Below are 14,496 nucleotides of genomic sequence, written 5' to 3' on the forward strand. Positions count from 1 at the left end.
GCTGGAGAGCAGGTGCTGTGCTTCGGAGCGAGTGCTGTGCGTCGGAGCGGGTGCTATCCGTTCAGGGCGCGCAGATGGTCACGCAGCCCGGTGCCGAACGCTGTGGGTGTGCCGTCGTAGCCGCTGATCAGGGCGGGCCCGGAGGAGCAGTCCCAGGTGTTCCAGGTCCAGCCCAGATACGACAGGCCGCGGGCGTCGAACCACTTCATGACCTGGTCGATGAATCCGTGTGAGCAGGTGTTCTCGCCGATCTCCCCGGCCACCAGGGGAACTTGGGCGGCCACCGGGGCGAGCGAGGAGTTCCAGCAGCTCTCGTTCGAGCAGGTGTTGAAGTTGTACACGTGCCAGGCGGCGGCGAGATTGCCCGCCGGGTCGGCCGGCTTGTACGTCAGCCACTGGCTGAGGTCGTTCGAGTACGCGATCCCGCCGGCCAGGATCAGGTTGGTGGCGCCGGTGCCCCGGACGCTGTCGACGAGGTCCTGCATGCCGGCGACCTGGTATCCGATGCCGGGGCAGGTGCCGCCGTCCCGCCAGCACTGCCACGCCTGGGTGGTCGTGGAGGTCGCGCGGTCCGGGTAGGGCTCGTTGAACAGGTCGAAGACGACGGTGCGGTCGCTCTTGAAGGTGTTCGCCACCGACGCCCAGAAGGCGGGCGTGTACTGCATGTCGGGCATCGGCTTCTGGCAACTGGCGTGCACGTCGGAGCAGCCGGCGGAGTTGCCGGTGTACTGCCCGTAGGTCCAGTGCAGTTCGACCACGGGTGTCATGCCGTGCGCTTTGACCTTGTCGACCAGGCCCTTGACCGCGTTGATGTAATTCGCCCCGGCGTAGGCCGGGTTGATGTTGGACAGGCCGAGCCAGCACTCCTCGTTGAGGGGGATGCGGACCGTGTTGGCCTTCCAGTCGGCGATCGCCTTCACGGAGGCGTCGTCGACCGGCCCGTCGAAGATGCCCCGGCCCTGGACGCACATGAACTCGCCACCGGACCGGTTCACGCCGAGCAGCCGGCGGGTGGCGCCGCCGGAGTCCACGAGCTTGTTGCCGGACACGCGCAGCGCGGGGGCCGTGCCGTCACCGGGGTCCGACGGCGGGTCCGTGGGCTCCGGTGTGGGTTCGGCCGCCGTGTTGCAGGCGGTGCCGTTGAGCTTGAACGAGGTCGGTACGGCGTTGCTCCCCGACCAGGACGCGATGAATCCGGCGCTGACGCTCGCGCCGCTGCCCAACGAACCGTTGTAGCTCTCGTTGGCCGCGGTGACCGTCGTACCGGACTGGGACCACTTCGCGTTCCAGCCCTGGGTGAGCCTCTGACCGCCGGCGAAGTCGAAGGCGAGGCTCCAACTGCTCACGGCAGCGGTGTTGTTGGTGACCTTCACGGTGCCCTGGAAGCCGCTGTCCCACTGGCTGGTGACGGTGTACTCCACCGAGCACGCGGGGGCGGCGCCGGACGCCGTGACCGCCGGAACCGTCACGGACCCGAGAAGGGCGACCGCACCGGCAACGGCTAAAAGTACTGAACGCGGGGGGTGTCGCATGAGCGACTCCTTGCAGATCAGCGTGTCCGTGACGGACGCGTCGACTGATGGAATCGCTCCCACTGGTGTCAAGGAAGGTAGCGCCAAGTGACGGCAAAGAACAGAGGGGTCACTTGACTTTCCTTCAGCCGCGTTCGTCGAATCTTTTCGACTCTTCAAGAGCCTTGACCACTTGAACCCTCGTCCTCACTATGGGAGCGCTCCCACTGGTTCAAGCCTTGACTTCTCCGAGCCGCACAAGGAGGAACCAGCAATGCCCCCCACCAGGAGACGCCGGGCCGTCCGGCGAATATGGACCGCTGTCGTGGCGGCCCTCGCCCTCCCGTTCGCGATGCTGAGTGCGGCTTCAACTCCCGCACAGGCAGCGGCAGTTCAGTGCAGTGTCGACTACAAGACCAACGACTGGGGCTCCGGTTTCACCGCGGATCTGACGATCACCAACCGCGGCACGGACGCCATCAACGGCTGGACGCTGACGTACGCCTACACGGGCAACCAGAAGCTCAGCAACGGCTGGAACGGCACCTGGTCGCAGTCCGGCCAGACGGTCACCGTCAACAGCGCCACGTACAACGCGAACATCGCGGCGGGCGCGGCCGTCTCCACCGGGGCGCAGTTCACCTACAGCGGCACCAACGCGGCCCCGGCCAACTTCGCGATCAACGGCACGAGTTGCACCGGCGCCCACCAGCCGCCGATCACCGTGCTGACCAGCCCGGCCGCGGGCGCGGTCTACACCCAGGGCGACGCGGTCCCGCTCGCGGCGACAGCGGCCGCCGCGGACGGCGCCACGATCAGCAAGATGGAGTTCTACGACAACACCACGCTGCTCGGCACGGACACGACGGCGCCGTACTCGCTCTCGGTCTCAAGCTTGACCGTGGGCAGTCATTCGCTCCTCGCGAAGGCGTACGACAGCCTGGGCGCCTCCGGTGAGTCGACGCCGGTCGGCATCACGGTCGCCTCGGGTCCCGCGGTCGTCGCCTCGGCCACTCAACTCGCCGTCCAGCAGGGCAAGACGGGCACGTACACCGTGAAGCTGTCGACGCAGCCCTCGGCCAACGTGACGGTCGCGACCGCCCGCACGAGCGGCAACTCGGGTCTGACGGTGACCGGTGGGGCCTCGCTCACCTTCACCCCGTCGAACTGGAACACCGCGCAGACGGTCACCATCACCGGCAACGCCTCCGGCACCGGCGCGGCGACCTTCGAGTCGACGGCGACCGGTCACGCCAAGGCCGCGGTGACGGTCACCCAGATCGCGGCGACGGGCACGTACAACGCCCGCTTCCTGGATCTGTACGGCAAGATCACCAACCCGGCGAACGGCTACTTCTCCCCCGAGGGCATCCCCTACCACTCGGTCGAGACACTGATCGTCGAGGCGCCCGACCACGGCCACGAGACCACCTCGGAGGCGTACAGCTACCTCCTGTGGCTCCAGGCCATGTACGGCAAGGTGACCGGCGACTGGTCCAAGTTCAACGGCGCCTGGGACATCATGGAGAAGTACATGATCCCCACCCACGCCGACCAGCCGACCAACTCCTTCTACAACGCCTCCAAGCCGGCGACCTACGCGCCCGAGCTGGACACCCCGAACGAGTACCCGGCGAAGCTGGACACCGGGGTGTCGGTCGGCGCGGACCCGATCGCGGGCGAGCTGAAGAGCGCGTACGGCACGGACGACGTCTACGGCATGCACTGGCTCCAGGACGTCGACAACGTGTACGGCTACGGCAACTCGCCGGGCAAGTGCGAGGCCGGACCCACGGACACCGGACCGTCGTACATCAACACCTTCCAGCGCGGTGCGCAGGAGTCGGTGTGGGAGACGGTGCCGCAGCCGACCTGTGACCAGTTCAAGTACGGCGGCAAGAACGGGTACTTGGACCTCTTCACCGGTGACGCCTCCTACGCGAAGCAGTGGAAGTTCACCAACGCCCCGGACGCCGACGCGCGCGCGGTGCAGGCCGCGTACTGGGCCGACACCTGGGCCAAGGCGCAGGGCAAGGGCGCCGATGTCTCCGCGACCGTGGGCAAGGCCGCGAAGATGGGCGACTATCTGCGCTACGCCATGTACGACAAGTACTTCAAGAAGATCGGCAACTGTGTCGGTCCGACCGCCTGCGCGGCCGGCAGCGGCAAGAACTCCTCGCACTACCTGCTCTCCTGGTACTACGCCTGGGGCGGTGCCACCGACACCTCGGCGGGCTGGGCCTGGCGCATCGGCTCCAGCCACACGCACGGCGGCTACCAGAACCCGATGGCCGCGTACGCGCTGAGTTCCTACGCCGACCTGAAGCCCAAGTCGGCGACGGGCGCGGCGGACTGGAACACCTCGCTGACCCGGCAGCTGGAGTTCTACCGCTGGCTGCAGTCCGACGAGGGTGCCATCGCGGGCGGTGCGACGAACAGCTGGGCGGGCCGCTACGCGACTCCCCCGGCCGGTACGTCGACCTTCTACGGCATGTACTACGACCAGCAGCCCGTCTACCACGACCCGCCGTCCAACCAGTGGTTCGGCTTCCAGGCGTGGTCGATGGAGCGGGTGGCCGAGTACTACCAGCAGACGGGGAACGCGCAGGCCAAGACGGTCCTCGACAAGTGGGTCAAGTGGGCTCTGTCCAAGACCACGATCAACCCGGACGGCACGTACCAGATCCCGTCGACGCTTCAGTGGTCGGGCCAGCCCGACACCTGGAACGCGTCAAGTCCGGGCGCCAACAGCGGACTTCACGTCACCGTCGCCGACTACACGAACGACGTCGGTGTGACGGCCGCGTACGCCAAGACGCTGACGTACTACGCGGACCGGTCCGGGGACTCGGCCGCCGCCACGACCGCGAAGGCGCTGCTGGACGGCATGTGGAACAACTACCAGGACGCGCTGGGGATCGCCGTCCCGGAGAACCGGGCGGACTACAACCGTTTCGACGACTCGGTGTACGTGCCGAGCGGGTGGACCGGGACCATGCCGAACGGTGACGCGATCAACTCGTCGTCGACCTTCGACTCCCTCCGGTCGTTCTACGAGGACGATCCCGCCTGGTCGAAGATCGAGGCGTATCTCGCGGGCGGTGCGGTGCCGTCGTTCACGTATCACCGGTTCTGGGCTCAGGCGGACATCGCCTTGGCCATGGGTTCGTACGCGGAGCTTCTGGAATAGCCCCCGCCGGGCGCTCCGCGGGTGGGGCCGTGTTCTGGCTGCGGGTCCGTTGTGGCTGGTCGCGCCCACGCGGCGGAGCCGCAAATGGATACAGCCCCGCGCCCCTGGAGGACGCGACAGTGCACGGCCCTCCCCGGAACCGCCTGAAAGCCTCCGCGTACGAGGCCCCGTCACCTGACGGCGGGGCCGAACTGCCGGGCGGCCCCCTCCCGCACTGGGGGTCGCCCGGCACCTCTCGCACCGTACGGAAAGCGCTTACCCCCCACGCTCTCTCCCCCTTTCCGGAAAGGACTCCCCCCGTGCGAAGAACCCGCATTCTCACGGCCGTGCTCGCGCTCGCGGCCGGGCTGCTCGCCGGTACCCCGCCGGCGCTGGCGGCCGACGGCACCGCGAAGGTCGCGCTCGCCGCCGACACGTACACGTGGAAAAACGCCCGGATCGACGGGGGCGGATTCGTCCCCGGGATCGTGTTCAACCGCAAGGAGAAGAACCTGGCGTACGCCCGCACGGACATCGGCGGGGCCTATCGCTGGCAGGAGTCGTCGAAGACCTGGACGCCGCTGCTGGACTCGGTCGGCTGGGACGACTGGGGGCACACGGGTGTCGTCGGTCTGGCCTCGGACTCCGTGGACCCGAACAAGGTGTACGCGGCCGTCGGGACGTACACGAACAGCTGGGACCCGAAGAACGGCGCGGTCATGCGGTCGTCGAACCGGGGGGCGAGCTGGCAGCGGACCGACCTGCCCTTCAAGCTCGGCGGGAACATGCCGGGGCGGGGCATGGGCGAGCGGCTGGCGATCGACCCGAACAAGAACAGCGTGCTGTATCTGGGGGCGCCCAGCGGCAAGGGGCTGTGGCGGTCGACCGACTCAGGGGTCAGCTGGGCGCAGGTGGCGAACTTCCCCAACGTCGGCAACTACCAGCAGGATCCGAGCGACACCAGCGGCTACGCCAGTGACAACCAGGGCGTCGTCTGGGTCACCTTCGACGAGCGGACGGGCACGTCCGGGAGCGCGACGCAGACGGTGTACGTCGGGGTCGCCGACCTCCAGAACTCGGTGTACCGGTCGACGGACGGCGGCGCGACCTGGAGCCGGCTCGCCGGGCAGCCGACGGGGTACCTCGCACACAAGGGCGTGCTGGACCCGGTCAACGGCTATCTGTATCTCTCCTACAGCGACAAGGGCGGGCCGTACGACGGCGGCAAGGGCCAGTTGTGGCGGTACGCGACGGCGACCGGGACCTGGACGAACATCAGCCCGGTCGCGGAGGCGGACACCTACTACGGCTTCAGCGGGCTGACGGTGGACCGGCAGAAGCCCGGCACGGTCATGGCCACCGCGTACAGCTCCTGGTGGCCGGACACCCAGATCTTCCGCTCCACGGACAGCGGGGCGACCTGGACGAAGGCGTGGGACTACACGTCGTACCCCAACCGCGCCAACCGCTACACGATGGACGTCTCGTCGTCGCCCTGGCTGACCTGGGGCGCGAACCCGTCGCCGCCCGAGCAGACGCCCAAACTCGGGTGGATGACCGAGGCGTTGGAGATCGACCCGTTCAACTCCGACCGGATGATGTACGGGACGGGGGCGACCGTCTACGGCACCGAGAACCTCACGAACTGGGACTCCGGCGGCCAGTTCACCATCAAGCCGATGGTGCAGGGCCTGGAGGAGACGGCGGTCAACGACCTGGCGTCACCGCCCTCGGGGGCCCCGCTGCTGAGCGCCCTCGGTGACGTGGGCGGGTTCCGGCACACGGACCTCGCCAAGGTCCCGTCGATGATGTTCACTTCACCGAACTTCACCACGACGACCAGTCTCGACTTCGCCGAGACCAACTCCAACACGGTGGTCCGGGTGGGCGATCTGGACTCGGGGCCGCACATCGCCTTCTCGACGGACAACGGGGCCAACTGGTTCGCGGGGACGGACCCCTCGGGCGTGAGCGGCGGCGGCACGGTGGCCGCGGCTTCCGACGGCAGCCGGTTCGTGTGGAGTCCGGCCGGCACGGGGGTGCAGTACGCGACGGGGTTCGGCTCGTCGTGGTCGGCGTCGAGCGGGATACCGGCGGGCGCGATCGTGGAGTCGGACCGGGTGGACCCGGGGACCTTCTACGGCTTCAAGTCCGGGAAGTTCTACGTCAGTACGAACGGCGGCGCGAGCTTCACGGCGTCGGCGGCGACGGGGTTGCCGAGCGGTGACAGCGTCCGCTTCAAGGCGCTGCCCGGGGTGAAGGGCGATGTGTGGCTGGCGGGCGGGGCTTCCGACGGGGCGTACGGGCTGTGGCACTCCACGGACTCCGGTGCGAGCTGGACGAAGCTGTCGAACGTCGACCAGGCCGACTCGATCGGCTTCGGGAAGGCGGCGACGGGGGCGTCGTACCAGGCGCTCTACACCAGCGCGAAGATCGGCGGGGTCCGTGGCATCTTCCGCTCCACGGACAAGGGCGCGACCTGGGCCCGCATCAACGACGACGCCCACCAGTGGGGTTGGACCGGCGCGGCCATCACGGGCGACCCCCGCGTCTACGGCCGTGTGTACGTCTCGACGAACGGCCGGGGTGTCGTCTACGGCGACAGCTCCGACACGAGCGGCGGCGGAGGCGGCGGCACCGACCCGACGGACCCGCCTCCCACGGGTGCCTGCGCGGTCACCTACAAGATCACCAACCAGTGGACCGGCGGCTTCCAGGCCGACGTCCAGCTGACCAACACGGGCTCAAGTCCCTGGAACGGCTGGTCACTTGCCTGGTCCTTCCCCAACGGCCAGACGATCAGCCAGACCTGGAACGCGGAGACCTCGCAGTCGGGTGCGGCGGCGACGGCCAAGAACGTCACCTGGAACGCCAACGTGGCGGCGGGCTCGTCGGTGGGCTTCGGGTTCACGGGGAGTTGGTCGGGGACGAACGGGAAGCCAGCGGTGTTCAAGGTGGGCGATCAGAGCTGCACGGTGAGCTGAACCGCGCGCGAAGACGCCCCGCCCGGGATCACCGGGCGGGGCCTCCCCGTGTCCGCGTCAGGGTGTGTACACCGTCGGCCGAGGCGCCGTAGGCATCCCGTTGCCGATGAAGAAGCTCGGGTGCGGGGGCTGGTTGTAGGCGGTGTTCTGCCAGGCCAGGCCGGTGCGGTACATCGTGTCGTGGAGGAGGGTGGTGATCTTCGTCGTCGTCTCGACGGGGGTCGAGTAGATCCTGAGGGCCGTGTTGTCGGAGGTGGGCCAGACGGCCTCCTCGCGCCAGTCGCCGAGGATGTCGCCGGAGAGGGACGGGGTGGCCTTGGTGCTGTTGTTGGAGTGGACGCCGGAGGCGGTCAGGAGACGGGTGTCCGAGGAGGTGCCGTACTTGTCGATGTGGGTGCCGTCGAGGAGTTCGCGGACCGGGTCGCCGTCCCACCAGGACAGGAAGTTGACGGAGGACGGCTCGCGGCCCTTCGTGGCGCCCGCCTCGTCGCGGATCGAGGAGTCGGAGGCGGACCAGACCTCGGCGCCGTCGTTCCCGGCCCAGATGTCACCGGCGACTCCGCGGCCGTTGTCGCAGCACGCGGCCAGTTTCCAATTGACCGTGCCGTTCGCCGGGTTGATGTACAGCTCCGCCGGCTGGGACGTCGACTCCGAGACCTTGAAGTACTCCAGGCCCGCGTGGGCGGGGTCGAGGTCGCCGAGGTGCTGGGCGTCGCCGTGGCCCGTCCTCGTGGTCCACAGCCCGTTGCCGTTGTCGTCGACCGCCATCGCGCCGTAGACGATCTCGTCCTTGCCGTCGTTGTCCACGTCCCCGACGGACAGACTGTGCGAGCCCTGGCCGTCGTACCCCTTGCCGCTGTTCGTCGAGGAGTTGGTGTCGAAGGTCCAGCGGCGGGTGAAGGTGCCGTTCCGCCAGTCCCAGGCCGCGATCACCGTGCGGGTGTAGTAGCCGCGGGCCATGATCAGGGACGGCCGGGCCCCGTCCAGGTACGCCGTGCCCGCCAGGAAGCGGTCGACGCGGTTGCCGTACGAGTCGCCCCACGACGACACCGTGCCGCGCGCCGGGACGTAGTCCACGCTCTGCATCGCCTTGCCGGTCTGGCCGTTGAACATGGTCAGGTACTCGGGGCCGGACAGGACATAGCCGCTGGAGTTGCGGTAGTCGGCCGAGGAGCTGCCGATCACCGCGCCCGTCCCGTCGACCGTGCCGTCGGCCGTCTTCATGGCGATCTCGGCCTTGCCGTCGCCGTCGTAGTCGTACGCCTGGAACTGCGTGTAGTGCGCGCCGGAGCGGATGTTGCGGCCCAGGTCGATGCGCCAGAGGCGGGTGCCGTCGAGCTTGACGCCGTCGAGGATCGTGTTGCCGGTGTAGCCGGACTGGGAGTTGTCCTTCTGGTTGGTCGGCTGCCACTTGAGGACGAAGTCCAGTGCCCCGTCGCCGTCGAGGTCGGCGACGGAGGCGTCGTTGGCCTCGTAGGTGTAGGCCACCCCGTCGGGGGTCGTGCCGCCGGACGGCGGGCTGATCGGAACGTCCTTGTATCCGGTGCGGAGTTGGACCGCGTGGACCGAGTCGGCCTGCTCGACCCCGCCGACGATCGCGCGGACCGTGTAGTCGGCCTGGGCGGGCGCGCCGGAGTGGAAGTAGTTCGTGGAGCCGCTGACCGGGGTCGAGTTGACCTTCGTACCGGCGCGGTAGACGTTGAACGAGACGTCGTTGGGGTCGGTGCCGAGCCAGCGCCAGCTGACCAGGTTGCCGGCGTCGGTGTGGACGCTGACGACGCCCCGGTCGAGCTTCTCGACCTGGCGGGCGGTGGCCGCCTCGGCCGTGCCGGGCGACAACGCGGTCAGACCGGCGGCCACCAGGGCCGCGACGGCGGTCGTCGCCGAGAGCAGGACTCGGCGTCTGCGGTGCGGGTGCGGGTGCTGCACGGGGTGAACCTCCGAAGCAGAGAGGACGGACGGGTTCCGCCCACTCAGTCGCCGCTCGGGGAGGGCGAGTTGCCGTATCTTTCGGCCAGTTCGGCGATCGTTCGGGCCATCAGTCCGCGCAGCTCGGCGGGTTCCAGGACCTCGATGTCCGTGCCCAGGCGCAGGAATTCGCCATGCGCCCGCGCCACGGACTCGATGGGGACACGGGCCACGCTCCAGCCGTCGGGGTCCGTGCGCTCCACGGCCGCCTCCGGCAGCCGCACGTCCGGGGCGAGGCGTACGACCGCCTCGCCCCGGTGGAGCCGGTCGTGGAAGTCCCTCTGGTAGGCCGTCCAGTACGCGGCCAGGTCGAAGCCCTCGGGGCGGCCGAACTCCTCGCCGCAGGAGGTGAGTTCGAGGATCTGGTCGACCCGGAAGGTGCGCGGTCCCGGGCCCGCGACGACGTACCACCGCCCCGCCTTCAGGACCAGTCCGTACGGCTCCAACCGCCGCCGTACATCGGTCGGTTCGGCCCAGCGGCGGTACAGCACCTCCAGCACCCGGCTGTTCCACACCGCGTCCGCCACGGCCGGCAGGAACGGCGCCTCCTCGGTCCGCGCGTACCACCCGGGGGCGTCCAGGTGGAAGCGTCCGCTGATCCGGTCGGCGTGTACCCGCAGCTCCACCGGCAGCGCGGCCCGCACCTTCAGCTGGGCGGCGGCGAGGACCGAGCCGAGGCCCAGCTCGGCGGCGGCCCCGGGGGCCCCGGCGAGGAACAGGGCCTCCGCCTCGTCCGCGGTGAGGCCGGTCAGCCGGGTGCGGTAGCCGTCGAGCAGGCGGTAGCCGCCGGCGTGGCCCGCGTCGCCGTAGAGCGGGACGCCCGCCGCGCCCAGCGCCTCGACGTCCCGGTAGACGGTGCGCACGGACACCTCCAGCTCCTCGGCGAGCTGGGCGGCGGTCATCCGGCCCCGGGTCTGGAGCAGGAGGAGGATCGAGACGAGTCGGCCGGCCTTCACCGCTCCAGAATCCCAGACTCCACTGACAGAAGATGTCAGTGGAGCGGGCCTAGCGTCCCGCCATGGGCTTCACCGAGAAACTTCTGACCGTGCCCCCTCCTATCGAGGTCGCCGGGCGGCACATCAAGCGCTACCACGTCACCGCCGACCCGGCCGGCATCGCGCCCGACGTCGAGAAGGCGGCGTACGAGATCCTTCCGGAGCTGCTGCCGGAGCCGGACGGCACCCCGGCCGCGACTTTCGTCGTCCTGCACCGCGGCAACGACGACGGCGCCTACCTGAACGCGTACAGCTGGGTCTGGGACAACGTCCTGCACTTCCGGGGCGCGTCGGCGGGCCAGCCGGTGCTGGGCTGCCCCGACACCGACCCGACCCACTTCGTCCGGCCCGAACTGCCCTGGATCGGCTGCGTGTTCGAGCTGCCGCCGATCCTGCACGAGCGGAACGCCTGGGTACGGCACCTGCTCACACCCGAAGTCCCGGACCTCGCCGCCTACTTGGCCGACTCCCTGCCCGCGGGGACCACTGGAGAGCGCTCATGAGCAGCCCGCACGACTTCGACTTCTTCCACGGGGAGTGGGCGGTGACGAACCGGCGCCGCACCGACTTCCTCGACCCGGACAGCGGTTGGGAGGAGTTCGCGGCCACGAGCCGCTGCTGGCCGCTGTTCGACGGGGCCGCGAACGTCGACGAGATCGACATGCCGTATCTCGGCGCGCAGGGCGCGACCCTGCGGCTCTTCGACCGGGAGACCGGGCAGTGGTCGCTGAACTGGGCGGCGAGCCGCAGCGGAAAGCTGTTCCCGCCGGTGGTCGGGCGGTTCGAGGGCGGACGCGGTGAGTTCCACGGTGACGACACCCACGACGGCAAGGAGGTGCGGGTGCGGTTCGTGTGGGCCGGCATGTCCGCCGAGAGGGCCCACTGGGAGCAGGCCTTCTCCGTCGACGGCGGGGCGACCTGGGTGACCAACTGGACCATGGACTTCAGCCGGCCTTCCGGAACGCCCTGACCCTGAACACCGGTTCGGCGCGCGGGAGTTCCTGGTCCGCGAGGGCCTCGACGCGGGCGGCGAACCGTTCGGTGAGCGGGTCGCCGGGCGGCAGCCGGGTGAACCAGCCGCGGCGCAGGTCGGCGGCCGTACGCCGGGGGCTGCGGCCCTGACCGCGGCCCGGGAAGCGGGCCCGCCCGGCCGGGCGCAGGCCGTGCGCGGCGGCGTACGACTCCACGAGCGGCGCCGCGTCGGGGGCCGGGCGGCGCGGGCGTGCGGCGAGCACCTCGTCGATGTCGCTGCCGACGTCGTGGGCGGCGGCCTTGTCGACGGTGGTGACGTACACCCCGCCGGGTCTCAGCACCCGGGCGCACTCGGCGACCACGGCCCGGACGTCCTCGGGCCGGTCCAGGAGGTGCAGCAGCCAGACACTGGTGACGGCGTCGAAGGTGCCGTCGGGGAACGGCAGTGCGCGGCTGTCGGCGAGGACGACAGTGCCGGGCAGCCGTACGGCGGCCACGCGGGCCATGCCGTACGTCAGGTCGGCGCCGGTCACCCGGATCGCGGGCCGGGCGGCGGCGAGCCTGCGGGTGACGATCCCGGTGCCGCAGGCCACGTCGAGGAGGCGCCCGGTGCCGGACGGGATCAGGCCGAGCAGGGCGTCGGCAGCGGCGGCGGCCCTGGGTTCGCCGCCGCGGGTGGCGTCGTAGGCGTCGGCCTCCTTGTCGTAGTCGAGCACCGGCTCACTGGGCTCCGTGACCGGCGGCGAGCGCCTCCACCCGCTGCGCGAGCTCGAAGTCCTTCTCGGTGACGCTGCCGCCCGCGCTGTGCGTGTGCACGGACAGCGCGACCGTGTTGTAGCCGAGGGTGAGGTCGGAGTGGTGGTCGAGCTCCTCCTGGACCTGGGCGATGTGCACGACCATCGCGGTCGCGGCGAAGTGGTTGCCGAGGCGGTACGAGCGGGTGAGCCGGCCGTCGTCGACGGACCAGCCCGGCAGTTCCGCGAGCCGGTCCTCGATCTCCTTCTGGGACAGCGGTTGGACGGGCATGGCCTCGTTCCTCCCTGCGGGTCGGGGTGTCTTCAGAGTCCCACAGCGGTGCCGCCGCGGCCCTGGTCAGGAGGGTTCCCGCTGGTCAGGCGCGGACACCTTCGGCGGCAAGGTCATCGGCGAGCACGGCGATCCTGGCCCGGCCCTCGACCTGCCGGACCCACGCGTGCGGCAGGCCGACGTCGCCGTGCAGGGCGCCGAGGAGGTTGCCGCAGACGGAGCCGGTGGAGTCGCTGTCCCCGGAGTGGTTGACGGACAGCAGCAGCGCCTGTTCGACGCTGCCGGCGGCCAGTGCGCTGTAGACGCCGACGGCGAGCGCCTGCTCGGCGACCCAGCCCGCGCCCAGGGACTCGACCTTCTGCGGGGTCGGCGGCTTCCCGGCGGCCAGGTCGACAGCCTGTTCGAGGGCGGACATCGTCTCCTCGTGGCCGGGGTGGCGGGCCATCCCGTGCCGTCCGTGCATCTGACAGATCCGGTCCAGGGAGGTGAACTCGATCGGATAGCCGAGGGGCGTCCCCCAGTGCGCCGTCCAGCAGACAGCCCCGCACCCTGGCGCGGTGGACCGCCGCGCTCTCGCTCGCCCACGGCCCGTTCATGCGCCCGCTCCTCGACTACGGTCGTACGTATGACCAGTGTCCCGTCAGGTGAAGCCCCTCCCGCCGCCGCCCAGGGAGCGGGCCCCCTCCTGCGCGCCTGGCGTGAGCAACGGCGGGTCAGCCAGCTGGAGTTGGCGCTGCGGGCGGACTCGTCGGCGCGGCACATCAGCTTCGTCGAGACGGGCCGGTCCCGCCCGAGCGAGGAGATGGTGCTGCGGCTCGCCGAGCATCTGGAGGTCCCGGTGCGGGAACGCAACGCGCTGCTGCTCGCCGCCGGTTACGCACCGCGGTTCCCGGAGACCCCGCTGGACGCCCCGGCGCTGGACGCGGTGCGCGAGGGGATCGAGCGGCTGATCCAGGGGTACGAGCCCTACCCCGCGCTGGTCTTCGACGCCTCGTACCACGTCGTGGCCGCGAACCGGGGCATCATGATGCTCCTCGACGGCATCCCGGAGTCCCTGCTCCGGCCCCCGATCAACACCATGCGGCTCACCCTGCACCCGGAGGGCCTCGCACCGCGCATCCGCAACCTGCGGGAGTGGCGCGGTCACCTGCTTGAGCAGATGGAGCGGCAGATCGCCCTGGGCCGGTCGGATCAACTGCGGGAGCTGTACGAGGAGGTGGCGGCCTATCCGGTGCCGGACCCCGGGGACACGGACCGCGAACCGGACGGGCCCGCGCCGTACTTCGCGCTGCCGATGCGGATCGAGCACGAGGGCCGGACCCTGTCGTTCGTCTCGTCGACCTCCACCTTCAACACCCCGATGGACGTGACCGTCGCCGAGCTGGCCATCGAGACGTTCCTCCCGGCCGACCCGGCGACGGTCAAGTACCTTCATTCACTGCTGCCCTGACGCTCCCTCAGGGCGATGTACTGGACCAGTGCGAAACCGGCGACGACGGCCGCCTGGAGCACGGTCCACACGGCACCGGCCGTGCTCGGGGACAGCCACAGGCCGAGGGCGGCACAACTGAGCACGGCCCAGGCGAGGTTGACCTCGACGACAGCGCGTACGGCGAGCGCCGGCGGACGGCCGCGCGAGGCGAGGACGCCGACGCCGACGCCGTACGACAGGAGGAGGAGTCCGAGTCCGAGCAGCAGCCCGGAGCCGACGCCCAGGAACCGGCCGGCCGGCCCGGACAGGGTGAGATACGCGAGGCCGTTGGCCCCGGTCACCGCCGCGTCCAGGGCGAGGAAGCGGCGCAGCATGGTGTGCGGGTCGGTGGTCCGGGCGAGCGCGGCGAGCTGGGTCGCGGACATGACGAATCACCCTC

The 14,496-nt window shown here is 70.2% G+C and carries 11 protein-coding genes and 1 pseudogene; 5 read left to right on the forward strand and 7 right to left on the reverse strand.

Translation table 11 applies throughout. The features are described from left to right. Nucleotides 1–53 precede the first annotated feature (53 nt). Nucleotides 54–1,532 carry a cellulase family glycosylhydrolase gene (locus G3I78_RS41185; protein WP_203616213.1) on the reverse strand — a complete coding sequence of 493 codons (1,479 nt, stop codon included), beginning with the start codon at nt 1,530–1,532 and terminating at the stop codon, nt 54–56. A 253-nt stretch (nt 1,533–1,785) separates the two neighbouring features. Here G3I78_RS41185 and G3I78_RS41190 point away from each other — a divergent pair, with 253 nt between their 5' ends. Then, nucleotides 1,786–4,701, forward strand: a complete 2,916-nt coding sequence (locus tag G3I78_RS41190; RefSeq protein ID WP_164434540.1) for a glycoside hydrolase family 48 protein — start codon at nt 1,786–1,788, stop codon at nt 4,699–4,701. Between the two features lie 299 nt (nt 4,702–5,000). Continuing rightward, nucleotides 5,001–7,664 (forward strand): cellulose binding domain-containing protein, encoded by a 2,664-nt coding sequence (locus G3I78_RS41195; protein WP_164434542.1) that lies wholly within the window; start codon nt 5,001–5,003, stop codon nt 7,662–7,664. 57 nt (nt 7,665–7,721) lie between these two features. Here the strand turns inward: G3I78_RS41195 and G3I78_RS41200 are convergent, their stop codons facing one another. Both G3I78_RS41200 and G3I78_RS41205 read right to left on the reverse strand, forming a co-directional pair. Further along, nucleotides 7,722–9,593 (reverse strand): rhamnogalacturonan lyase, encoded by a 1,872-nt coding sequence (locus G3I78_RS41200; RefSeq protein WP_164434544.1) that lies wholly within the window; start codon nt 9,591–9,593, stop codon nt 7,722–7,724. Between the two features lie 44 nt (nt 9,594–9,637). Beyond that, on the reverse strand, nt 9,638–10,588 hold the full coding sequence (locus tag G3I78_RS41205; RefSeq protein WP_164434546.1) for a YafY family protein: 951 nt from the start codon (nt 10,586–10,588) through the stop codon (nt 9,638–9,640). A 62-nt stretch (nt 10,589–10,650) separates the two neighbouring features. Between G3I78_RS41205 and G3I78_RS41210 the strand changes: the two genes are divergently transcribed. Further along, entirely contained in the window at nt 10,651–11,130 is a 480-nt protein-coding gene (locus G3I78_RS41210; protein WP_164434548.1) for a hypothetical protein, read from the forward strand. Further along, complete coding sequence (locus G3I78_RS41215; protein WP_164434550.1) at nt 11,127–11,597, forward strand: hypothetical protein; 471 nt, start codon at nt 11,127–11,129, stop codon at nt 11,595–11,597. The genes G3I78_RS41210 and G3I78_RS41215 overlap by 4 nt, the downstream gene beginning before the upstream one ends. On the opposite strand, the gene G3I78_RS41220 is transcribed toward G3I78_RS41215, so the two are convergent. The 3 genes and pseudogenes from G3I78_RS41220 to G3I78_RS41230 form a co-directional block, all read right to left on the reverse strand. Then, nucleotides 11,572–12,315: a class I SAM-dependent methyltransferase gene (locus G3I78_RS41220; protein WP_164434551.1), complete on the reverse strand. Its 744-nt coding sequence runs from the start codon at nt 12,313–12,315 to the stop codon at nt 11,572–11,574. The two genes, G3I78_RS41215 and G3I78_RS41220, sit on opposite strands and share 26 nt — an antisense overlap. A 4-nt stretch (nt 12,316–12,319) precedes the next feature. After that, nucleotides 12,320–12,625, reverse strand: coding sequence for a 4a-hydroxytetrahydrobiopterin dehydratase (locus G3I78_RS41225; protein WP_164434554.1), 306 nt, complete (start codon nt 12,623–12,625; stop codon nt 12,320–12,322). An 85-nt stretch (nt 12,626–12,710) separates the two neighbouring features. Next, nucleotides 12,711–13,070 (reverse strand): annotated as a pseudogene (locus G3I78_RS41230) (ADP-ribosylglycohydrolase family protein); the annotation flags it as partial. 180 nt (nt 13,071–13,250) lie between these two features. On the opposite strand from G3I78_RS41230, the gene G3I78_RS41235 reads away from it, so the two are divergent. Continuing rightward, the gene (locus G3I78_RS41235) at nt 13,251–14,075 is read left to right on the forward strand and encodes a helix-turn-helix transcriptional regulator (RefSeq protein WP_164434558.1); all 825 of its coding nucleotides are present in this window, start codon (nt 13,251–13,253) and stop codon (nt 14,073–14,075) included. On the opposite strand, the gene G3I78_RS41240 is transcribed toward G3I78_RS41235, so the two are convergent. Further along, entirely contained in the window at nt 14,057–14,482 is a 426-nt protein-coding gene (locus G3I78_RS41240; RefSeq protein WP_164434560.1) for a hypothetical protein, read from the reverse strand. The two genes, G3I78_RS41235 and G3I78_RS41240, sit on opposite strands and share 19 nt — an antisense overlap. Nucleotides 14,483–14,496 lie beyond the last annotated feature (14 nt).

Source organism: Streptomyces sp. SID13726, assembly GCF_010548375.1.
Classification (GTDB): Bacteria; Actinomycetota; Actinomycetes; order Streptomycetales; family Streptomycetaceae; genus Streptomyces.